This window comes from Pseudomonas capeferrum, from assembly GCF_013523055.1.
Classification (GTDB): Bacteria; Pseudomonadota; Gammaproteobacteria; order Pseudomonadales; family Pseudomonadaceae; genus Aquipseudomonas; species Aquipseudomonas capeferrum_A.
Map to the genome: position 1 here is coordinate 23,270 of NZ_JAAMQM010000014.1, position 21,011 is coordinate 44,280.

Annotated in this window: 17 protein-coding genes; 10 read left to right on the plus strand and 7 right to left on the minus strand. The window is 63.8% G+C overall.

Annotation, left to right across the window (positions count from 1 at the left end):
• Positions 1-150: 150 nt before the first annotated feature.
• The 5 genes from pdxH to dinG form a co-directional block, all read right to left on the minus strand.
• Positions 151-798, minus strand: coding sequence for a pyridoxamine 5'-phosphate oxidase (gene pdxH / locus G7009_RS16560; protein WP_181131139.1), 648 nt, complete (start codon positions 796-798; stop codon positions 151-153).
• 18 nt (positions 799-816) lie between these two features.
• Positions 817-1,818 (minus strand): OmpA family protein, encoded by a 1,002-nt coding sequence (locus tag G7009_RS16565; protein WP_181131140.1) that lies wholly within the window; start codon positions 1,816-1,818, stop codon positions 817-819.
• A 97-nt stretch (positions 1,819-1,915) separates the two neighbouring features.
• Positions 1,916-3,061, minus strand: a complete 1,146-nt coding sequence (locus G7009_RS16570) for a serine hydrolase domain-containing protein (protein ID WP_181131141.1) — start codon at positions 3,059-3,061, stop codon at positions 1,916-1,918.
• A 128-nt stretch (positions 3,062-3,189) separates the two neighbouring features.
• A complete protein-coding gene (locus tag G7009_RS16575; RefSeq protein WP_181131142.1) occupies positions 3,190-5,427 on the minus strand; it encodes a beta-galactosidase in 2,238 nt (745 codons plus the stop codon).
• Positions 5,428-5,505: 78 nt separating this feature from the next.
• Positions 5,506-7,650 carry an ATP-dependent DNA helicase DinG gene (dinG, locus tag G7009_RS16580; protein ID WP_181131143.1) on the minus strand — a complete coding sequence of 715 codons (2,145 nt, stop codon included), beginning with the start codon at positions 7,648-7,650 and terminating at the stop codon, positions 5,506-5,508.
• A 97-nt stretch (positions 7,651-7,747) separates the two neighbouring features.
• Between dinG and G7009_RS16585 the strand changes: the two genes are divergently transcribed.
• Positions 7,748-8,212, plus strand: coding sequence for a CopD family protein (locus G7009_RS16585; protein ID WP_181131144.1), 465 nt, complete (start codon positions 7,748-7,750; stop codon positions 8,210-8,212).
• A gap of 2 nt (positions 8,213-8,214) precedes the next feature.
• Here the strand turns inward: G7009_RS16585 and G7009_RS16590 are convergent, their stop codons facing one another.
• Positions 8,215-8,490: a DUF1145 domain-containing protein gene (locus tag G7009_RS16590; RefSeq protein WP_181131145.1), complete on the minus strand. Its 276-nt coding sequence runs from the start codon at positions 8,488-8,490 to the stop codon at positions 8,215-8,217.
• 204 nt (positions 8,491-8,694) lie between these two features.
• A complete protein-coding gene (locus G7009_RS16595) occupies positions 8,695-9,396 on the minus strand; it encodes an OmpA family protein (RefSeq protein WP_181131146.1) in 702 nt (233 codons plus the stop codon).
• A gap of 160 nt (positions 9,397-9,556) precedes the next feature.
• Here G7009_RS16595 and G7009_RS16600 point away from each other — a divergent pair, with 160 nt between their 5' ends.
• The 9 genes from G7009_RS16600 (at position 9,557) to G7009_RS16640 (ending at position 21,010) form a co-directional block, all read left to right on the plus strand.
• The gene (locus tag G7009_RS16600) at positions 9,557-10,051 is read left to right on the plus strand and encodes a DUF6231 family protein (RefSeq protein WP_181131147.1); all 495 of its coding nucleotides are present in this window, start codon (positions 9,557-9,559) and stop codon (positions 10,049-10,051) included.
• 4 nt (positions 10,052-10,055) lie between these two features.
• Entirely contained in the window at positions 10,056-10,532 is a 477-nt protein-coding gene (locus tag G7009_RS16605) for a YchJ family protein (RefSeq protein ID WP_181131148.1), read from the plus strand.
• A 2-nt stretch (positions 10,533-10,534) separates the two neighbouring features.
• A complete protein-coding gene (locus G7009_RS16610) occupies positions 10,535-11,011 on the plus strand; it encodes an LEA type 2 family protein (protein WP_181131149.1) in 477 nt (158 codons plus the stop codon).
• A gap of 6 nt (positions 11,012-11,017) precedes the next feature.
• Complete coding sequence (locus G7009_RS16615) at positions 11,018-11,209, plus strand: SEC-C metal-binding domain-containing protein (protein ID WP_181131150.1); 192 nt, start codon at positions 11,018-11,020, stop codon at positions 11,207-11,209.
• A 688-nt stretch (positions 11,210-11,897) separates the two neighbouring features.
• Positions 11,898-14,339: a penicillin acylase family protein gene (locus G7009_RS16620; RefSeq protein ID WP_181131151.1), complete on the plus strand. Its 2,442-nt coding sequence runs from the start codon at positions 11,898-11,900 to the stop codon at positions 14,337-14,339.
• Between the two features lie 242 nt (positions 14,340-14,581).
• Positions 14,582-15,595 carry a ligase-associated DNA damage response exonuclease gene (locus G7009_RS16625; protein WP_181131152.1) on the plus strand — a complete coding sequence of 338 codons (1,014 nt, stop codon included), beginning with the start codon at positions 14,582-14,584 and terminating at the stop codon, positions 15,593-15,595.
• Complete coding sequence (locus tag G7009_RS16630) at positions 15,592-17,250, plus strand: ATP-dependent DNA ligase (protein WP_181131153.1); 1,659 nt, start codon at positions 15,592-15,594, stop codon at positions 17,248-17,250. Before G7009_RS16625 ends, G7009_RS16630 begins: the two co-directional genes overlap by 4 nt.
• A 106-nt stretch (positions 17,251-17,356) precedes the next feature.
• Positions 17,357-18,472 carry a succinylglutamate desuccinylase/aspartoacylase family protein gene (locus tag G7009_RS16635; RefSeq protein ID WP_181131154.1) on the plus strand — a complete coding sequence of 372 codons (1,116 nt, stop codon included), beginning with the start codon at positions 17,357-17,359 and terminating at the stop codon, positions 18,470-18,472.
• A gap of 66 nt (positions 18,473-18,538) precedes the next feature.
• A complete protein-coding gene (locus tag G7009_RS16640; RefSeq protein ID WP_181131155.1) occupies positions 18,539-21,010 on the plus strand; it encodes a ligase-associated DNA damage response DEXH box helicase in 2,472 nt (823 codons plus the stop codon).
• Position 21,011: the final 1 nt, after the last annotated feature.

Here is a 21,011-nt window from a genome sequence, read left to right on the forward strand (position 1 = left end):
GGAGCGGGTTTACCCGCGAACAAGGGCACAGCCCTTGCCGCACGCAGAGTGTGGCAAGGCGACCTTTTCGCGGGTAAACCCGCTCCCACAGGGACGGCAGCGGCTCCAGGGGCAAAGGACGGCGCATGGCTACCGCCGCTGTCTGTTGTATCAGGGAGCCAGTCGCTCGCGCTGCCACGCGTCAGCGACCAAGCGGTAGTTGAGTCGATCATGCAGGCGACTCGACCGCCCTTGCCAGAACTCGATGCGCTCGGGCAGCAGGCGATAACCTCCCCAGTGTTCCGGGCAATGCGGCTGGGTGGCACTGAATCGGGCTTCGGTGGCCCTGACCATATCCTCGAGTGCTTCGCGATTGGCGATCACCTGGCTCTGTGGTGATGCCCAGGCGCCCAGGCGACTACCCAGGGGCCGTACCTGGTAGTAATCGTCAGACTCCTTGGCCGTCACTTTCTCCACCCGACCTTCGATTCGCACCTGACGTTCGAGCGCGGGCCAGAAGAAGGTCATGGCAGAGAATGGGTTGACCTGCAGTTGCCTGCCCTTGGCGCTCTCGTAATTGCTGAAGAACGTAAAGCCCTTTTCATCGAGCCCCTTGAGCAACAGGACCCGACAATGCGGACGACCCTCACCATCGACCGTGGCAAGGGTCATGGCGTTGGCTTCGACTGGCGCCTGCTCGGTCTTTACCGCGTCCCCGAACCACTGACGAAACAGGGCAAAGGGCTCATCCGGAGCCTGGGCTTCGGCCAGGCCATCGCGGGTATAGTCGCGGCGCATTTCGGCCAGAGTCTGGGTCATCGCTCTTTTCCTTGCCGATCAGTTGGACTTCGAAGTGCTGTTGGCAGCTACTTTCTTGTCAGCCGAAGCGACCTTCTTGGCCGCAGGCTTGGCGGGGGTGGCTTTCTTCTTCGCTGCGGTCTTCACCGGCGCCTTGGCCTTGGCCTTGGCGACAGGCTTCTTCGCAGCCGGCTTGGCAGCGGCCTTGGCGGTGGGCTTGGCGGCAGCGGCAGCGGCAGCGGCAGCGACGACTGGAGCCTTGGCGTCCTGAACAGCGACCATGGCCACTGGCGCCGGAGTAGCCTGCTGGTATTTGGCAAGCAGTGCCATCATGGTGTTCTGCGGTGTCAGCAGCATTTCTACACGGCGGTTCAGGGCGCGTCCCTCGACGCTGTCGTTGGCCGCCCGCGGCATGACCGAACCCATGCCTTTCAGGATCAGCCGGTCACGTTGCAGGCCGCTCAGGCGGAAGATCGCGGAAACCGAAGCGGCACGTTCCAGGCTGAGTTTCTGGTTGACCGCGACCGCACCGCTGCTGTCGGCATGGCCAAGGACCAGTACAGCGGTCTTCGGGTCGACCTCGACAGTCTTGGCCACGCGGGTGATCGGACCCAGGGTCATTGGCAGCAACATGTTCGGTCGGTCAGGGTTATAGGAACCATCCACCGGAATGGTTACTGCCAAGAGGTCTTCCCGACGCTCGAGTTCGAACTGGCTATCCTTGATGGCTTCGCGCAGTTTCGGCTCGTACTCGTCCAGCCAGGCCTGAGTGGCCTTGTGGTCGATCTTGGGTACGGCAGCCACTGGCGCTTTCTTTTCCTCGGTACCAAACGGCCACCACCATTTGCTGCCGCTTTCGGACCTGGCTTCGGCTTTGGCTACCTTCTCGGTGACCGCTTCTTTCACTTCCTTGTCGGCGACCTTGTCCGAACCGAAGGGCCACCAGGCATTGCCGCCATCGTTCGAGGCGTTCTGCGGATGCTGGGCGCAGCCGGTCACGGCCAGGCACAGGGCGAGTGCTAAGGTTTTATGTGAAGACATCAGCGATACACCATGAAATAGAAAGAATTTTGCCCGTTCCAGCCGAGCGTTGTGATCAGAATAGTCAAAGCGTCGGAGCAATACTCGGGTTACCCGATCAAAGGCATCCGGCCAGCACCTTTACCAGCTTCTGAGCGCGCGGGTCCATCAGGATGTAAGGGCCCAGGGTATTGGTCACGAAGCCGAAGGCTACATCGTGTTCCGGATCGGCGAAGCCCACCGAACCGCCTGCTCCCGGGTGGCCGAACGCCTTGGCGCCCAGTCCGAAGGTAGCATTGGCGACGGTAGGCTGGTCCAGCATGCAACCCAGGCCGAAGCGGGTCTGGGTCAGCAAGGTACGGTCCTGACCAAGACTGTGTTCGCGCGTCAGCTCGTCGAGCAGTTCGGATTCGAGCAGGCTGCCATCGAGCAGGCCGGTATAGAAGCCCGCGAGGCTGCGGGCATTGCCATGGCCGTTCGCTGCGGGTTGCTGCATGCGGCGCCACTCAGGCTTGTTGGTACTGGTAAGGATGGCCGGCGGGTTGGTGAACGCGCGGGTGGACAAGGCTTGCGGCTCGCGCAGAGTGACCTGGAGCAAGCGTTGCGCGGCCTCGTCGCCCAGGTTGCCCTTGCCTCGCGCAATGTGCGCCACGCGGTGGAACTCTTCGTCAGGCAAGCCGACATGGAAATCCAGGCCCAAGGGACGTGCGGTACGGGCAACGATCGACTCACCTGGCCCGCGTCCATCGGCGCGCCGAATCAGTTCGCCGACCAGCCAGCCGTAGGTGATGGCGGCGTAGCCGTGTTCGGTACCCGGCGTCCACCAGGGCCGCTCGGCGACCAGGGCGCCGACCATGGTCTCCCAGTCATAGAGTGCTTCAGCGGGCAACAGGTCACGGATGGCCGGCAGGCCGGCACGATGGCTGAGGAGCTGACGCAAGGTCACGCCGTCCTTACCAGCCTGGGCGAACTCGGGCCAGTAGCGGGCCACGGGTACATCCAGCGCCAGCTTGCCCTCGTCCACCAGTTGCAAGGCGGTCACGGCAGTAAAAGTCTTGGTGCAGGAAAAAAGGTTGGCGATGGTATCGCTGTGCCAAGCCTGCTGACCGTCCTTGTCGGCGCTACCGGCCCACAGGTCGATCACGGTTTCCCCGCCAACCTGGATGCACAGCGCAGCGCCACGCTCCTGGGGATCTTCGAACAACGCGGCGAACGCTTCGCGCACCGCCTCGAACTTCAGCTCATAGTGACCCTGGATCTGCACCCCACCGCTCCCCGTCTGACCTGCTTGCAAAGGAAGGCATTGTTTCAGTACCTGAAGGTTTTGCAAACAGATTGTGGCCAGGTGGTCCACCTGAAGCCGCCAAGACAGGCTTCAAGCGGCAGTGTCGGTCAGGGCGCTGGCGTGTTCGGCGTCCTGGCAAGCTGGCCTGTAGCCTCCAGGTTGCTCTTGCGTACCGCTTCGACGAACCCAGCATATGGGACGTCGGTGATGGCCGTAAGGCCCAGGTGACCGTTTTCTCCGTCCAGCAGGCGACCGCTGGCGGGCTGATCGAGGTACTGGAACCAGTGCACGCCGACGATGATCGGCTGGGCCAGCGCCGCCTTCACGAAGGTGGCATAGGCCGGGCCGCGGTCCTCCTCACGAGCGAGTTCCACCGGCCCGGGCCAGAACGGGCCGCGGTCGCGGGAGCCGAACTGGAATTCGGAGACCAGCACCGGTTTGTCCAGTTCGGCCAGGCGCTTGAAGTCTTGCCCGTCCTCGGGCTTGAGCGCATAAAGGTTGAAACTCAGGACGTCGCAGAACTCGGCACAGGCCCTGACTGCTTCCGGCGTCGTGACCGCATAGCGTCCACCCAGGAGCAGATGATTGGGTGCGTGCCATTTCAACGAGTCCGAGATGGTCTTGAAGTAGGTTCGGGCGAAGACCTCCTGGAAATGCCGGAAGTCCTCCTCTATCTGCGGGAATTCGGGGCTTGGCAACGGCGCCTCGAAGCCTGGATCCTCCATCAGCTCCCATGCCTGCAGATCGATCCCCCAGGCCTTGGACAGCCCTTGCTGGTTACGGTACTTGTCGCGCAGTTGCTTGAGGAAGGCACGCTTGGCCGGCACGTCGGTGGTCAGGCGCAGGGTGCCATAGGCCAGGCCGTAACGGGCTCTCGGATCATCGCCGGGCGCGGCCCAGGCCAGTTCGTTGTCGGCAAAGTAGCCGATCAGCCACGGGTCGTCCCGGTGATCGCGAGCAGTGATGGCCACGGCGCGTTCGGTGGCCATGGCGAAGCGCGGGTCGAACGGGTCGGGCATGCGCCCCCACCAGTCCATGCCGGTACTGATGCTGGCATAGTCGCCGACGATCGACAGCGGCAAGGTATAAGCCACCCGTTTGGCCTGGCCGAGCGCCGGGTCACTCCAGTTGCCTACCGTGTTGAAGCCCCAGGCCTGCAGGCGATCGAGGGCATGCGCCCGCCAGCGTGAAGCGTCCGTGACTGGCGCTGGGCAAGGTACTGGAGGCTGGTCCTGCGCGACCGCCGCACAAGGCACGGCGTAGGTACGCTCGAGATTGGCGGCATAGAAATCGAACCAGCGACCCTGCTTGAAGTTGCGTCCGCGCGAGGAAGCATTGCCATCGTCGTTGTTGCCTTCGCCATAGAAGGCGGCCAGCGGCTCACCTTCGGTCGGAAGTGCATTGAACATGCCCTCACGACCGGCGACATAGGTACGGCCGCCATCGGCAGCCACGGCGTTCACGCCCAAAGAGAAGAACGGATGCCCCTCGGGCGTCACCAGGTACCAGCGGCCCTCGCGCTTTTCGGTCCGGAAAAAACCCTTGGCCTCGAAAGTGGGGCCGTCCAACAGCCCGCCATAGGCGTCCAGTGGTTGCTTGCCGCGCTCGGCCAGCCAGCCCTTGAGCTGCTGCTGCTCGTGTTCAGCCGCAGCCTTGAGCTGATCGTCGCTGGCGATCTTCTCCGGCCAGCGTCCACGGGTGGATTGGCCATAGCCGTCGATCAGCCCGGCGTACGCGGCCTTGAAAGCATCGTCGTCATCCTGGATACCGACCTTTTCGATCAACAGACTCTGGGCGACCTTCGGACCGGGAATGCTCAGGCTGATGGACGTGACCTGCCCGAGGTCGACCTCGCCTTCACTCTGGGTAAGCAGAAGGCGCTGACCTTCATGGTTCCAGGGCATCGGCGGTCCCGCGCGCATGCCGTGGCCGAGGGGAGAGCTGGCTTTGAGCGGCACCATGACGGTCTGTGCGGGGCCGGCCGGCAAATCGATGCGACTGGTGAGCGTGCGGCCATCGCTGCTCTGCACCACTACGTCGACGGTAATCGCCCAGTCCATGGCGCTTTGCATACGCAGGGTCAAGGCCTGCCCGCTCGACCAATCCCAAGTATCTGTTTGCGGTGTCAGGCGCAAGGTCGGCCGCTGCGCCGGGTTGAACACTACACGCCGCAGCACTTCGCCTTCGGCCGTCTGCTCTGCGTTGTATTGCGGCAGGTTGCTGTCCTGAGTCACCACATTGACCACGGAAGCTGGTCGCACGAAGCTGAACAGGGTCTGCTGACCGGCGAGCAACGGGGCACTGAACAGCAGGGCGAGTACAGCAGGCAAGGTGCGACGGAACATAGGCAGGTGCTCTCTTCCAGGGTCACCGTGGGCCAGCGACTGGGTGATAGACAACCGCCCGGAGCATTGCTCCGGGCGTCAGGAAATTTCCCGGCGAAACGGTGGCAGCGCATTGAGGATAGCCTTGCCATAACGCTGTGTGACCACGCGCCGGTCGAGCAAGGTGATGGTGCCGCGGTCCTCCTCGGTGCGCAGCAAGCGGCCACAGGCCTGGATCAGACGCAGCGAGGCATCCGGCACGGCGATTTCCATGAATGGATTGCCGCCGCGGGCCTCGATCCATTCGGCCAGGGCCGCCTCCACCGGATCGTCCGGTACGGCGAAGGGTATCTTGGCGATGACCACATGCTCGCAGTAGGCTCCCGGCAAGTCGACGCCCTCGGCAAAGCTGGCCAGGCCGAACAGTACGCTGGACTGCCCGTCATCGACACGCGCCTTGTGCTTGTTGAGGGTTTCCTGCTTGGACAGATTGCCCTGTATGAGCACCAGCTTGCGCCAGTCTCGCTCCAGACCATCGAAGACGTCCTGCATCTGCTTGCGCGAGGAGAACAGCACCAGCGAGCCGCGCGAGCCGTCCACCAGCTGCGGCAGGTCGCGAATGATCGCCGCGGTATGCGCGGCCACGTCGCGAGGGTCCGCACGCAGGTCCGGGACCCGCAGTACCCCGGCATCGACATGATGGAACGGGCTGGGAACCACGGCCGTGACCGCATCGCGTGGCAGACCGGAACGCATGCGGAAGCGATCGAACTTGCCCAGCGCGGTCAAGGTGGCCGAGGTCACCAAGGCACCGTGGGCGACGTTCCAGAGGTTGCGACGGAGCATCTCGGCTGCCAGGATCGGGCTGGCGTTGACCTCGATATCGAACAGCGCGCCGCTTTCGGCGAGGGTCAGCCAGCGTGCCATGGGCGGGCTGTCTTCCGGGTCTTCGGCGGTAAAGGCGGTCCACAGCTCCCAGTTGCCTTCGGCACGGGTCACGAGACTGCCGAACAGTGGATACCACTCTTCGGCCTGATGGCTGGCGATACCGATGTTGACCTCACCATCCATGCCTTCCTTGAGCAGGTCGGTCAGACGGCTGAACAGATCGTTCAGACGGGAGAAGCCTTTCTTCAATTCGATCCCGACCTCACGCATCTCCTGGGGAACCACCCCGCCCTCGAAACGGTAGCGAGGCCGTTCGCGGCCTTCCATGTCTTCGCCAGGGCGGAAATCGGCGACTTGTTCGCACAGGGTGAACATGAATTGCTGCTGCGTCTTGATCTCGCGCGCCAGCTCGGGAACCTGTTCGATGAGCTTGCCCAGGTCACCGGGTAACGGATGCTGCGCCAGCAGCTTGGTCAGGTTCTTGGCGGTCTGCTCCAGCCAGTCGGCGGTGGAACGCAGGCGTGAATAATGAGCGAAGTGACCGATGGCCTTGTCTGGCAGATGATGGCCTTCGTCGAACACGTAAATGGTGTCGCGGGGATCGGGCAACACGGCGCCGCCGCCCAGGGCCAGATCAGCCAGCACCATGTCGTGGTTGGTGACGATCACGTCCACCTTGCCCATGCCTTCGCGGGCCTTGTAGAACACGCATTGCTGGAAATTGGGGCAGTGGCGGCCCGTGCACTGGCTGTGATCGGTGGTCAGCCGTGCCCAGTCCTGATCTTCGATAGCCTGGTGCCAACTGTCACGATCGCCATCCCAGCGGTTGCCCGCGAGCTTTTCGATCATGCTGTTGAAGAGCTTCTGGCTGGCCTCGTCGACCTCTATGTGGAAGCCTTCTTCCTCGAACAGCTGAGCGGTAGCCGATTGCGCGTTGCCCTCCTGCAGCAGCATGTCGAGCTTGGACAGGCACAGATAGCGGCCACGCCCCTTGGCCAGGGCGAAGCTGAAGTTGAGCCCGCTGTTGCGTATCAGGTCGGGCAGGTCCTTGAAGACGATCTGCTCCTGCAGCGCCACGGTCGCGGTCGCGATGACCAGGCGCTTGCCGGCCGCCTTGGCGGCGGGGATCGAGGCCAGGCTGTAGGCCACGGTCTTGCCGGTACCGGTGCCGGCCTCTACCGCGACCACGGCGGGATCGCCCGAGCGGCGGCCCTCGTCGTCGCAGGCGATATCGCCGAGTACCTTCGCCACTTCGGCGATCATCAGTCGCTGGCCATAACGAGGCTTGAGGCTCTTGGCTTCGAGAAAACGCGTGTAGGCGCCCTGGATAGTAGTCTTGAGTTCGTTGCTGATCATGGTCTGCGGGCGCCCGAAGGGCTGGATAAATTTTCAGTGTTTCGCATGGGCGGCTATCATAACCCGCTATTGCCCTTTGCGCCGCATGGAGATCCCGATGCTTGCCTTTGCCCTGCCCTATACCTTGCATGTTCTCGCTTCGCTGATATGGGTCGGCGGCATGTTCTTCGCCTGGCTGGTACTGCGTCCCGCAACGGTTGCGGCGCTTGAAGGGCCAGCTCGATTGAAGCTCTGGGTAGAAGTGTTTCAGCGTTTTTTCACATGGGTCTGGCTCGCTGTCGGGGTCTTGGCGATCACTGGGATCGGCATGCTCCATGTGCGTTTCTCGGGCTTCGAGACGGCACCGCGTTATGTTCAGGTGATGATCGGCGGAGGAATCGTCATGTTTGCCCTGTTCATGCGCGTCCAATCGCTGCTGCTTCCCGAACTGCGCACGGCGGTACAGGCCGAGGACTGGCCAGTCGGCGCCGCTGTACTGGCACGTATTCGACGAATGGTCGGCGCCAACCTGCTGCTGGGTATCGCGGTCGTGGTGGTGGCCAGCTCACGCTGGCTGGTCTGAGCTCAAGCAATCGGTGCCGCTTTCAACGGCCTGGGAATGGACATGACGTGGAAAATGCCGGTCAGCAGGATCTGCAGTCGATCGAACCAGCGATGACTGCGTCCACGCAGGCTGGCATTGAAGAACAGTATCTCGAGCACATGCAGCCCCAGCAACGCGATGCCGGCCGCGTTGATCATCAGGCTGAACGGCATGGGCTGCGGGATCAGCAGGTTGACCACCACTACCCCCCAGAACGCCACGGTCAGTGCCTTGCCCAGGCCCAGGACGAATCTCATGTACGACCTCCGCTTCTGCCCTTCAACCCGATCTCATCATGCCGACCGCGCCGACAGCTCTTCGGTTCAGACGTAACTCTGTCCGAGGATTCGTTTACAGCCCACGTCAGGGCAGCAACGACCTTGCGCCTGTGTCACCGACCACTACCGGTCACACAGGCGCGAAGACCGCTCCCGCGCCAGCTCTCAAGCCGGGTACCGCCCTCAACGCTGGATCTTGATCTCGGTGCGACGGTTCATGGCGCGACCTTCGGCGGTGGCGTTGTCGGCTTCGGGCTGCGTTTCGCCTGCGCCCACGACCGAGACGAAGCTGTTGCGCGGCACACCGCTTTGCACCAGGTAATCGGTCACCGAATGCGCCCGGCGATCCGACAGTTTCTGGTTGTAGACATCGGAGCCGACGCTGTCGGTATGGCCGGTCACGCTCAGGCGCGCCGTGGGGGCTTCGCTCTTCAGCCGCGTGGCTATCGTGTTCAGTCGCTCCTTGTCGGACGCGGTCAGGCGCGCGGAATCGAATTCGAAGTGCACATCACGAATGACGATGACTTCCTCTTTCTCGACCACGACCACCTCTTCCTCGACCACAGCGACCGGCTGTTCTGGCGGGCAGCCGTTGGCATCGACCTGAACCCCGGCCGGCGTGCCCGGGCACTTGTCACGGCTGTCCGGCACGCCGTCACCGTCTTCGTCGCCATCGCCGTGGGCCCAGCAGTAGCCCGCGGCCAGGCTCCCGCCAAGCAGCGCACCCCAGCCGGTCCAGCTGGAACTTTCGATGGCGCCCAAGGCTGCGCCACCAACGCCCCCGACGGCAGCGCATTTGGGCCAGTCGGTTTTCTGCAAACCTGCACAACCAGTCAACACGCTGGTGAGCAGAACCAGGGGTATCGCCGTGCGTACTATGCTCATCTCGTCGCTTCTCCTCAGGGGAACGGTGCAAGACCGATGCTCTGGGAGTAAAGACCGCGCAATCCATCCGTGCCAGCGATAAGCCACGATTGCCGTGCCCTGCCTCTATGCCGACGCCTCGAGGCCCGCTAGTCTTGGACGACCTGAGTGAGGATTGGCAATGACCGACGGTGTCTCCCAACGTACCCCGCAGCAGGCCCTTGCGGCGCTGCTCGAACAATTCACGCCCCGGCGCCTGTTGCTGGTCGGTAGCCGCTTCCCGGCCCTGGACGCGTTCGCCGAGGCCCACCCGGATGTGAGCATCGACGTAGTGGCGCCAGGCCCGTTACCGCGGCAAGTGGCAGCGCAACGTTTCGATCTGGCGTTGCTGGTCGATTGCCTCGAGCACCTGCCCAAACGCGGCGGTCTGGAACTGCTGGGCGGTATCCGCAATCTCAATGCAAGCAGAGTCGCGGTGTTGGCCGACCTGGCGGCCTGCGGCTGGCAGGAAACTGACTTCTTCGCGCTGGCCCTGTCGGCGAGCGAGAAATTCCAACGTGACGAGCAGGTGCTGAGCCTGTTCACCTATGATCTACACGATTACAAGCAAGTCCCTGACTGGCTGAATGCCAGGTTCTGGGCCAATCCGGAAAACTATGGGAAGTACTGGTGGTGAACTCATGAGTGTCTCGGTCTGCCCGTGTGGCAGTGGCAACCTGCTCGATGCCTGCTGCGGGCATTTCCACCAAGGTACACCGGCGCCGGACGCTCAGGCGTTGATGCGCTCACGCTACAGTGCGTATGTGCTGGGGCTGGTGGACTACCTCGTCGAGACTACCCTGCCCGCCCAGCAGAGCGGCTTGGACCGTGCCGCCATGTCGAGCTGGAGCGCCCAGAGCACCTGGCTGGGGCTGGAGGTGGAAGGAGCCGAGGTGCTGGGCGGTCAGCCCGAACATGCCTTCGTCACCTTCACCGCGCGCTGGCACGATCTGGAAGGCGATCATCAACACCGGGAGCGCTCGGCGTTCGTCCAGCACGAGGGCCGTTGGTACTTCATCGATCCCACCGTCGAGCTCAAGGCCGGGCGCAACGACCCCTGCCCTTGCGCCAGCGGGCAGAAATTCAAGAAATGCTGCTCAAGCTATATCGGTAACTGAGCATGACCGCCACAGCCCGCCTTCTCATTCTCAGCGTCGTGCTGACATGGCTGGCGGGCTGCGCCGGCTGGGGCGGTGATGAGTGGCGAGAGCCCCAGGTGCACCTGGTCAAGGTCGAGACCGTCAAGGCACGCCTGCTCCAGCAGGAATTCGTCCTGCACCTGCGCGTGGACAACCCCAACGACAGTCGCCTGTTCATTCGCGGCCTGGTGTATTCGGTGCGCCTCAACGACCTGTTGCTGGTCGATGACGAAGCCAGTATCTGGCGCAGCGTCGGCGGTCATGATCGGCGCACCTTCAAGATCACCGCCCGCACCAACCTGTGGAAGCAGCTCAAGCCCCTGGCCAAGCTGCTCAAGAGCCAGGTGCCGCTGCAGTATCGACTGGAGGGCGAGCTGAATACCGGATTATTCTTTCATGACGACCTGCACTTGATGCGCAGTGGTGAGATAATTCCCGGCGATTACTTACCGGAGTAGACCGAAATGACCCAACAGCCCCATGTCCATGGCCCTGACTGCAACCACGAGCATGAGCATGAGCATGGCCACGTTCACGGCCCGCATTGCAACCACGCCCACCAGGAGCCGGTACGCAACGCCTTGAAGGATGTCGGCCGCAACGATCCCTGCCCCTGTGGAAGCAGCAAGAAGTTCAAGAAGTGCCACGGCGCCTGATGTAACGCTGGCGGCCTTGGCTGTCTCCTGCTGCCAGGATATGAAGGTGCCAATGTTGATTGCGTGATGGCCGCCAGGTGCATGTCGTTGGGTTTTCAGCGTCCTTGAGATCGAGGGCCGCCTGCGCGGCGCTTCGCGCTGTGCCTGTCATGGCATTTTCAGCGCCCTCGAGATCGAGCGCCGCCCGCGCGGCTTCGCGCTGTGTCTGTCATGGCACTTTCAGCGCCCTTGAGATCGAGCGCCGCCCGCGCGGCGCTTCGCGGGTAAACCGCATCGGCGAACCGCCGCTCCCACATTTGTTGCACCGTGCCATGGCCTGTGAGATTGGGGTTGTCAGCCTTGGTGCATGGCTGAAGACTGCATCAAGGCTGTTGTTGGCACCTCATTATCCTTGCCATACAAACAAAGGCTAAGACCTCGGTCTATCAGGCCATGGCACGGTGCAACAAATGTGGGAGCGGCGGTTCGCCGATGCGATTTACTCGCGAAGCGCCGCGCGGGCGGCGCTCGATCTCAAGAGCGCTAAAAATCCAACGACATGCGCCTAGCAGCCCTCATGCAGTTACCAACCCGATACCCCCAATCCGACCAACAGCCAAATAAAGCCGCAAGCTGCCTTGCAAGCGACGGTCGCCCTCACTAACGTAGCGCCTTTCACGATCCCGCCTCGTCTTGCAGGAACCTTGTCATGGCTGCCCCCGCTCTCGTTTCCGTTCGTCCACGTTTCGGTACCGCCGCCGCGCTGCTCGGCCTGCTGGGCCTTGGCGGCTGCCAAGTGGGAGGCCAGGTCGACAATCTATCGCCAAGCACCGGCGTGCAGCCGCTCAAGGGTCTCGCGCAGAATGTCTCGGTGCGCCGCAGTGCCATGGGCGCCCCGTTGATCGAAAGCAGCAGTTTCCACGATGCGCTGTTCAGCCTGGGTTACGTGCATGCAGGCGATCGTATCGAGCAGATGCTGACCATGCGCCTGCTGGCTCAGGGTCGCCTGGCCGAGCTGGTCGGCCCGGATGTGCTAGAGGTCGATCGGCTGATGCGCGCAGCCAATCTCAAACAGCAGGCAGGCCAGCTGTATGCCGACGCCTCGCCTCGCCTCAAGCGTTTCTTCGATGTCTATGCCCGAGGCGTCAACGCCTACCTGTTCCGCTACCGCGACAAGTTGCCCGGCGAGCTGGCACGCAGCGGCTACCGCCCCGAATACTGGAAACCCGAAGACTGCGCGCTGATCTTCAGCCTTTATGCGTTCAACCAGTCGGTCAACCTGCAGGAAGAGCTCGCGGCCCTGGCGTTGGCACAGAAGATCGGCAGCGACAAACTGGCCTGGCTGCTGCCGGGCGCGCCGGACGAACCGCTGGCCGAGGCTGAACTCGACAAGCTCAAGGGCCTGGACCTGTCTCGACAACTGCCCGGACTCGCCCCGCTGGTCGCGGTCAGCCAGCGACTGGCCGATCTGCACCTGCTCGGCACGCCGGGTTCGGCCAACCTGGCACTGTCCCCGCTACGCAGTCGCAGCGGCAAGAGCCTGCTCGCCAGCGATACACGCGCTGCCTGGGCCTTGAGCCCGGTCCAGATTCATACCGGCAAGTATCAGGTGGCGGGCCTCTCGTTGCCTGGCCTGCCGATCGTACTCGCCGGCTATAACGGCAAGCTGGCCTGGAGCAGCAGCGCGGTCATGGCCGATGACCAGGACCTGTACCTGGAACAGTTGCGTCGCCAGGGCAGCCAGTTGACCTACCTGGCCGATGGCAAATGGCAGCCGGCCCGCGGGCGCAGCGAAACCTTCTTCGTACGCGGCCAACGTCCGCTGCGCGAAGTGATGTACGACACTCGACACGGGACCTTGCTGGGCCAGGTCGACGGATCGGGCCTCGGGCTTGCCTTGCATCTGCCCCGGCTCAAGGACGACAAGAGCCTTGACGCGCTGTTCGACCTTACCCGCGCTGGCACTTTGGAGCGGGCCTTCGACAGCACCCGGGAAATCGGCGCCGCCGCTCTCAATTTCGTGTTTGCCGACCCAGGCCACATAGGCTGGCAGGTCAGTGGACGCTACCCCAACCGTCGAGAAGGTCAGGGCCTGCTACCCTCGCCAGGCTGGGAGGGCCGCTATGACTGGGACGGTTTTGCCGATCCGATGCTGCACCCCTATGACCAGGATCCGCCTGCAGGCTGGCTTGGCCATGCCAACCAGCGCAGCCTACCCCGTGGCTACGGCATGCAGCTGTCCAATACCTGGTACTACCCGGAACGGGCCGAGCGCCTGGCTCAGTTGGCCGGCAATGGTCGCCACGACAGTCGCAGCCTGATGGCCCTGCAGAACGACCAGGTCACCCTGTTGGCCGACAAGCTGAAACAGATGTTCGAGGCGCCGGGCATGGCCCAGTCGCTCAAGCAGGCGATCGACGCCTTGCCCGCCGAGCAGCGCGGCAAGGCCAACGAGGCGCTGGCCCGGCTCAAGGCGTTCGACGGTCGCATGAGCCCGGTATCGGCGGATGCAGCGCTGTACGCCCTGTTTCTTCAGGAAGTGGCGCGCCAGACCTTCCTCGACGAACTGGGCCCCGAGTCGAGCCCGACCTGGCAGGCGTTCGTCGGCAACGCCAGACTGTCCTACTCGGCCCAGGCCGACCATCTGCTGGGTCGCGAGGACAGCCCGTTCTGGGATGACCGCAGCACCGCGCAGAAGGAAGACAAACCCGCGATTCTGGCGCGTAGCCTTGCGGCCGCGGTAGACAGCGGTATCGCCCGACTGGGTCCGGACCGTCGCGCCTGGCAATGGGGGCAACTCCACCAGTACCACTGGCCGACGCCGGGGCTGCAAGGCCTGGGCGATGCCATCACCCGTGCCCCCATGGCCGCCGGCGGCGACTTCGCCACTCTGGCGCTGACGCCTTACGCCTGGGGCAGCAATTTCGATACGAGCCTGCCGCCTTCGGCACGCCTGGTGGTGGACTTCGGCCAGGCGGAGCCCTTGCAGGTGCTGACCAGCAACGGGCAGTCCGGCAACTCGGCCAGCCCTCATTACAGCGATGGCCTGGACGCCTGGTTCAAGGCTCGCTTCATGACCCTGCCGATGCAGCCGCAGAATTTCGTCCGCGCCTATGGCAACCAACGGATGACTCTGGTCCCCTCCAAGTAGCGCGCACCGATGAGCGCATGGACGCGCGCCTGTGTCACCCTCATCTGCGCCGCTATCGGTCCAGGACGATGCACTGCCGGCAGGCTCGCCGCTCTACCAGGAGCGACGGCCCTCACCACCGCCCTCGCTTGCCGCGGCATCGAGGCGTCACGGGCGCCTTCGTCGATCCGCTGGCATTTCGCTTCGAACTTCCCCTTCGCGGGCGCGTTCCTAAGGGGTAACTCCCTGCCAGCGCCCATACCATGGATCTTGTCATTGCTCGCCCCGAAGGCTTGTACTGTCCGCCCGGAGACTTCTACATCGATCCGTGGCGGCCGGTAGAGCGCTCGGTCATCACGCACGGTCATGGCGACCACGCACGCACCGGCAACGGTCACTACCTGACGGCAGCACCGGGCGCGGGCATCCTGCGCAGTCGACTGGGCCAGGATATCAATCTGCAGACCTTGCCCTACGGCGAGCGCCTCGTGCACCAAGGCGTGACCTTGAGCTTGCACCCCGCCGGCCATGTGCTCGGTTCGGCCCAGGTGCGGCTGGAGTACCAAGGCGAGGTCTGGGTCGCCTCGGGGGACTACAAGGTCGAACCCGACGGCACGTGCGAGCCGTTCGAGCCGGTACGCTGCCATACCTTCATCACCGAATCGACCTTCGGCCTGCCTATCTACCGCTGGGCACCCCAGGCCGAGATCTTTGCCGAGGTCAACGAGTGGTGGCGCGGCAATCGTGAACAGGGCAAGGCCAGCGTGCTGTTCTGCTATTCCTTCGGCAAGGCCCAGCGCATCCTGCATGGCCTGGATGAGAGCATCGGGCCGATTCTGGTACACGGGGCAGTGGAGCCGTTGAACCGGGTCTATCGCGAAGCTGGCGTGCGCCTGCCCGAAACGCGCTATGCAGGCGAAGTGCCGCGCAACGATCCACTGCTACGCGAAGCGCTCATCCTTGCACCGCCGTCGGCAGGTGGCAGCAGCTGGATGCGTCGCTTCGGCGATTACAGCGACGCCTTTGCCAGTGGATGGATGCGCCTGCGGGGTACGCGTCGCCGGCGGGGCGTGGACCGGGGCTTCGTCCTCTCGGATCACGCCGATTGGTCAGGGTTGCTCTGGGCCATCGCCCAGACCGGCGCCGAGCGAGTCATGGTCACCCATGGTTCGGTCAATGTCCTGGTCCGCTACCTCAATGAACAGGGGCTGGATGCACGCTCCTTCGTCACGGAGTACGGCGATGAGGACGATGCCCCAGCCGAGGTGGAATCATGAGGGCATTCGCCGATCTTTACATGCGCCTGGATGCCACCACATCGAGCAATGCCAAGCTGGCCGCCTTGCAGGCCTATTTCAGCCAGGCACCCGCCGAGGACGCCGCTTGGGCGGTGTATTTCCTGGCGGGCGGTCGTCCTCGGCAATTGGTACCTACGCGTATGCTGCGCGAGCTGGCCATCGCCTTGTCTGGCCTGCCGGAGTGGCTGTTCGAGGAAAGCTATCAATCCGTCGGCGATCTGGCCGAGACCGTGTCGCTGCTCCTTCCCGAGTCCAGCCATGCTACCGACGAAGGGTTGGCGCAGTGGGTCGAGGCGTATCTGCTGCCCTTGCGTGGACAGGCGCCGGAGATGGTGCAGCAGCGCCTGCCGGAGCTCTGGGCACAGCTGGATCGACAAAGCCTGATGCTCTGCCTCAAGCTGATCACCGGCAGCTTCCGTGTCGGGGTATCCAAGCTTCTGGTGACCCGCGCACTGGCCCTGATGTGTGACCTGGATGCCAAGCGGGTGGCTCAGCGCTTGGTTGGCTATACCGATCTCAGCCACCGCCCCACAGCCGCCAGTTACCTCAAACTGATCGCTGCCGAGTCCGCCGACGAGCATGCCCAGCGCGGCGGCCAGCCTTATCCCTTCTTTCTCGCTCACGCCCTGCAGGCCCCGACCGAACAGTTCGACGCCCTGCTCGGCTCGCCCAGTAAATGGCAAGTGGAATGGAAGTGGGATGGCATTCGCGCTCAAGTGGTCAAGCGCGATGGGCAGCTGTGGATCTGGTCTCGTGGCGAGGAACTGGTGACCGACCGTTTCCCCGAATTGCACAGCCTTGCAAATACGCTGCCTGACGGGGTCGTGCTTGATGGCGAGATCCTGGTCTGGAAGACCGATGCCGCTGCCGATGCCCTTGCCGTGCAGCCCTTCGCCCTGCTGCAGCAACGCATCGGGCGCAAGACCTTGGGCAAGAAGCTGCTGGCGGATGCGCCCGTCGTACTGCAGGCATACGACCTGCTCGAATGGCAAGGCGAGGACTGGCGCAGCCGCCCGCAACACGAGCGACGCCGACAACTGGAGCAGGTGCTGGAGGCGTATCCGCTGACGCCGGTGCTGTTATCGCCGCTGGTCGAGGGAGACAGCTGGGAGGATCTGGCCCGTCAACGCGAGGCCTCTCGCAGCCTGGGCGTCGAAGGCATGATGCTCAAGGCACGCGACGCGCTCTATGGCGTGGGCCGGACCAAGGACATGGGGCTGTGGTGGAAATGGAAGATCGACCCCTTCAGTGTCGATGCCGTACTCATCTATGCCCAGCGTGGGCATGGCCGCCGCGCCAGCCTCTACAGCGACTACACCTTCGCGGTCTGGGACAGCCCACCCGGTACGCCGCAACGTACCCTGGTTCCCTTCGCCAAGGCTTATTCAGGACTGAGCGATGCCGAGATGCGCAAGGTGGACACCATTATCCGCAAGACCACGGTGGAGACCTTCGGCCCAGTGCGCAGCGTCACTCCGACCTTGGTGTTCGAGCTCGGTTTCGAAGGCATCGCCTTGTCGAAACGGCACAAGAGCGGTATTGCCGTACGCTTCCCGCGCATGCTGCGCTGGCGCGACGACAAGCCCGTGGAAGAGGCGGATGACCTGGGCACCCTGCAAGCACTCCTGGCCTGACGCCCTGTCGACCTTATCGTGCAGGGCTGCATGATCGGCAAAATTATGCTTGTATCATTGTGCCCTCAAGCCGAAGACAGGCGCCGCCAGGCCAACCAGGACCAGCATGCACCACTCGACCCATGACCTCCTTGCCCCCGTTCCGGGCATCGCCCGCCAGATCCATAGCTTTCACTTTGGTCCTCGAGGTGGCGCCAAGGTCTATATCCAGGCTTCCCTGCATGCCGACGAACTGCCTGGAATGCTGGTCGCATGGCACCTCAAGCAGCAGTTGCTCGCGCTTGAAAGCCAAGGCCGCCTGCGCCGTGAAATCATCCTGGTTCCCATCGCCAATCCCGTTGGCCTGGAGCAGGTGTTGCTGGATGCGCCGCTGGGCCGTTTCGAATTGCAGAGCGGCGAAAACTTCAATCGCAACTTCGTCGACCTGTCGGATTGCATCGGCGATCAGGTCGAAGCCCATCTGACCCAGGACCCGCTGCACAACGTCGAGCTGATCCGTGCATCCCTGCGCCGCGCCCTGGATGCCCATCCCGTGCACACGCCATTGCAGTCGCAACGCCGCGTTCTGCAACGCCTGGCCTGCGATGCCGACATGGTGCTGGACCTGCACTGCGATTTCGAGGCCGTCGAGCATCTCTATACCACGCCGGAAGCCTGGCCTCAGGTCGAGCCCCTGGCCCGTTACCTGGGCGCGCAGGCCAGCCTGCTGGCCACCGATTCGGGCGGTCAGTCGTTCGACGAGTCCTTCACACTGGTCTGGTGGCAACTGCAGCAACGCTTCGGCAAGCGCTTCCCGATTCCGCTTGGCAGCTTTTCGGTGACTGTCGAGCTGCGTGGCCAGGCGGACGTCAGCCATGAGTTGGCGCGACAGGACTGCCAGGCGATCCTCGACTTCCTGACGCGAGCCGACGTGATCGAGGGAGAGCTCACTCCACTTCCGGCTCTGACATATCCCGCCACGCCGCTGGCCGCCGTGGAACTGGTGTCTGCACCGTTGGGCGGGCTGCTGGTGTTTCATGCCAAGCCAGGGCAGTACCTGGAAGCCGGGCAGTTGATCGCCGAAGTGATCGACCCACTGACCGACCGGGTCATTCCCCTGCGCAACGCCCAGGCAGGTCTGCTCTATGCCCGTACATTGAGGCGCATGGCCACGGCTGGCATGGTGGTCGCTCATATCGCGGGCGAGCAGGTCTGTCGCAGCGGTTACCTGCTCGGGGCGTGATTCGGTAAAACCAATAGCGGCGATCGACGGTCTGAGAAGCACGCTTCGTAGACTAACGGTCGTCGCATGCCACCACCCTCCGACCTCGCCAGTTCCTGGTTCGCCGCTCGCGGTTGGGCACCTTTCGCCTTCCAGCGGCGCGTATGGGCCGCTGTCGGGCGGGGAGAATCGGGCCTGCTGCATGCCAGCACCGGGGCAGGCAAGACCTACGCCGTATGGCTGGCAGCCCTGCGCGCGTTCGCCCGTCCGCTCCCGCCCGTGACCTCCAAGCGCGCGCCACCGATGGCCCCGCTGCAGGTGCTATGGATCACCCCCATGCGTGCGCTGGCCGCCGACACCGCCCGTGCCTTGCAAGCCCCGCTCGACGAGTTGGCCCTGGGCTGGAGCGTCGGCGTTCGTAGCGGCGACACCGGCAGTGCCGAACGGGCCCGTCAGGCCAGACGCCTGCCCAGCACCTTGATCACCACGCCGGAGAGTCTGACCCTGCTGCTGACTCGCGAGAACGCCGCGCAGGACTTCGCAGAGCTGCGCATGGTCGTGGTGGACGAATGGCATGAACTGTTGGGCAACAAGCGCGGCGTGCAACTGCAATTGGCCTTGGCACGGCTGCGGCGCTGGCATCCCGGGCTGATCGTCTGGGGGCTGTCGGCCACGCTGGGCAATCTGGAACATGCGCTCAACGTCTTGCTGCCCGAGGGCGGGCTGCAGGTCAAGGGACGCCAGGACAAGCAGATTCTCGTCGACACCCTGCTCCCGGCGCAGATCGAGCGGTTTCCGTGGGCCGGTCACATGGGACTGAAGATGCTTGACCAAGTCCGTGACGAGATCGATGCCAGCCGCAGCAGCCTGGTGTTCACCAACACCCGTGCGCAGGCGGAACTCTGGTACCAGGCCCTTCTGGATGCCCGCCCGGACTGGGCGGGGCTGATTGCCCTGCACCACGCTTCGCTCGCCCGCCATACCCGCGACTGGGTCGAGCGCAGCCTGAAGGAGGGCGCGCTCAAATCGGTCATCTGCACGTCCAGCCTCGACCTGGGCGTGGACTTCCTGCCGGTGGAACGGGTGCTGCAAATCGGCTCGGCAAAGGGCATCGCTCGCCTGCTGCAGCGCGCCGGACGTTCCGGCCATGCGCCGGGGCGCGCGTCTCGCGTTACCCTGGTGCCGACCCATAGCCTGGAGCTGGTGGAAGCGGCAGCCGCTCGGCATGCCCTGCAAGCAGGTCAGATCGAAGCGCGTCGTTCGCCGCAGCTGTGTCTGGATGTGCTGGTTCAACACTTGGTGAGCATGGCCCTGGGCAGCGGTTTCCGACCCGCCGAACTGCTCGCCGAGGTGCGCAGCACCTGGGCCTTCCGCGACCTGCGCGACAGTCAGTGGCAATGGGCCCTGGCATTCGTGCGCCATGGCGGCACCTCGCTTACCGCCTATCCCGACTACCAGCGGGTAGACGAACATCCCGACGGGGTCTGGCGCGTGGCCAACGAACGATTGGCTCGGCGCCATCGCATGGGCATCGGCACGATCGTCAGCGATGCCAGCATTCAGCTCAAGTATTGGAGCAAGGGCGGCGGTGGCAAGAGCCTCGGCAGCGTCGAAGAAGCCTTCATTTCTCGACTTCGGCCCGGTGATACGCTGGTGTTCGCCGGACGGGTACTGGAGCTGGTGCGGGTCGAGAACATGACGGCCTATGTACGCCGCAGCACATCGCGCAAGGCCGCGGTAGCCCGCTGGAACGGTGGACGCATGCCACTTTCCAGCGAGCTGGCCGATGCGCTGGTGACTCAGCTCGATGACGCCGCGCACGGCCGTTTCGAAGGGCCGGAGATGCGTGCCGCGCGTTCGCTGCTGGAGCTGCAGGCCGCCTGGTCGGCCCTACCCACGCGGCACACGCTGCTGGCCGAAACCTTCGTCTCGCGCCAAGGCTCGCACCTGTTCCTTTATCCTTTCGCCGGGAGAATGGCCAATCTGGGATTGGCCAATCTGCTGGCCTGGCGGGTGAGTCGCGAACGACCGATCAGCGTGTCCATTGCCGTCAACGATTATGGATTCGAACTGCTCAGCCCGAGCGACGTGGACTGGGCAACCTACCTGCCCGAGGCGCTGTCGGCCGACGACCTGCTGGAAGATGTGCTGGCCAGCCTCAACGCCGGCGAGATGGCCCTCAGGCGCTTTCGCGAGATCGCGCAGATTTCAGGTCTGGTATTCGGTGGCTATCCCGCCGCGCAGAAAAGCATGCGCCAGATCCAGGCTTCGAGCGGTCTTTTCTATGAAGTCTTTCGCAAACACGACGCCGACAACCTGTTGCTCGGGCAAGCCCGGGACGAAGTGCTGCGCGAGGAGCTTGAAATCGATCGCTTGTATCGGCATCTGTCGAAGATGGCGGATCTACGATTGGACCTGCACGTATTGCGTCGCCCGGGTCCTTTGGCTTTTGCATTATTGGTGGAAGGCATGCGAGAAACCCTGACGACGGAAAAACTGGCGGATCGTATCGCGAGGATGGTGGCCGACCTGGAAAAGGCAGCGACCCGTGGCCGATGAG

Excerpts from the sequence above, each read along its gene's own strand:
- pdxH (WP_181131139.1), bottom strand. The coding sequence starts at position 798 with ATGACCCAGACTCTGGCCGAAATGCGCCGCGACTATACCCGCGATGGC.
- G7009_RS16565 (WP_181131140.1), bottom strand. The coding sequence starts at position 1,818 with ATGTCTTCACATAAAACCTTAGCACTCGCCCTGTGCCTGGCCGTGACC.
- G7009_RS16575 (WP_181131142.1), bottom strand. The coding sequence starts at position 5,427 with ATGTTCCGTCGCACCTTGCCTGCTGTACTCGCCCTGCTGTTCAGTGCC.
- dinG (WP_181131143.1), bottom strand. The coding sequence starts at position 7,650 with ATGATCAGCAACGAACTCAAGACTACTATCCAGGGCGCCTACACGCGT.
- G7009_RS16585 (WP_181131144.1), top strand. The coding sequence starts at position 7,748 with ATGCTTGCCTTTGCCCTGCCCTATACCTTGCATGTTCTCGCTTCGCTG.
- G7009_RS16590 (WP_181131145.1), bottom strand. The coding sequence starts at position 8,490 with ATGAGATTCGTCCTGGGCCTGGGCAAGGCACTGACCGTGGCGTTCTGG.
- G7009_RS16595 (WP_181131146.1), bottom strand. The coding sequence starts at position 9,396 with ATGAGCATAGTACGCACGGCGATACCCCTGGTTCTGCTCACCAGCGTG.
- G7009_RS16600 (WP_181131147.1), top strand. The coding sequence starts at position 9,557 with ATGACCGACGGTGTCTCCCAACGTACCCCGCAGCAGGCCCTTGCGGCG.
- G7009_RS16605 (WP_181131148.1), top strand. The coding sequence starts at position 10,056 with ATGAGTGTCTCGGTCTGCCCGTGTGGCAGTGGCAACCTGCTCGATGCC.
- G7009_RS16610 (WP_181131149.1), top strand. The coding sequence starts at position 10,535 with ATGACCGCCACAGCCCGCCTTCTCATTCTCAGCGTCGTGCTGACATGG.
- G7009_RS16615 (WP_181131150.1), top strand. The coding sequence starts at position 11,018 with ATGACCCAACAGCCCCATGTCCATGGCCCTGACTGCAACCACGAGCAT.
- G7009_RS16620 (WP_181131151.1), top strand. The coding sequence starts at position 11,898 with ATGGCTGCCCCCGCTCTCGTTTCCGTTCGTCCACGTTTCGGTACCGCC.
- G7009_RS16625 (WP_181131152.1), top strand. The coding sequence starts at position 14,582 with ATGGATCTTGTCATTGCTCGCCCCGAAGGCTTGTACTGTCCGCCCGGA.
- G7009_RS16630 (WP_181131153.1), top strand. The coding sequence starts at position 15,592 with ATGAGGGCATTCGCCGATCTTTACATGCGCCTGGATGCCACCACATCG.
- G7009_RS16635 (WP_181131154.1), top strand. The coding sequence starts at position 17,357 with ATGCACCACTCGACCCATGACCTCCTTGCCCCCGTTCCGGGCATCGCC.
- G7009_RS16640 (WP_181131155.1), top strand. The coding sequence starts at position 18,539 with ATGCCACCACCCTCCGACCTCGCCAGTTCCTGGTTCGCCGCTCGCGGT.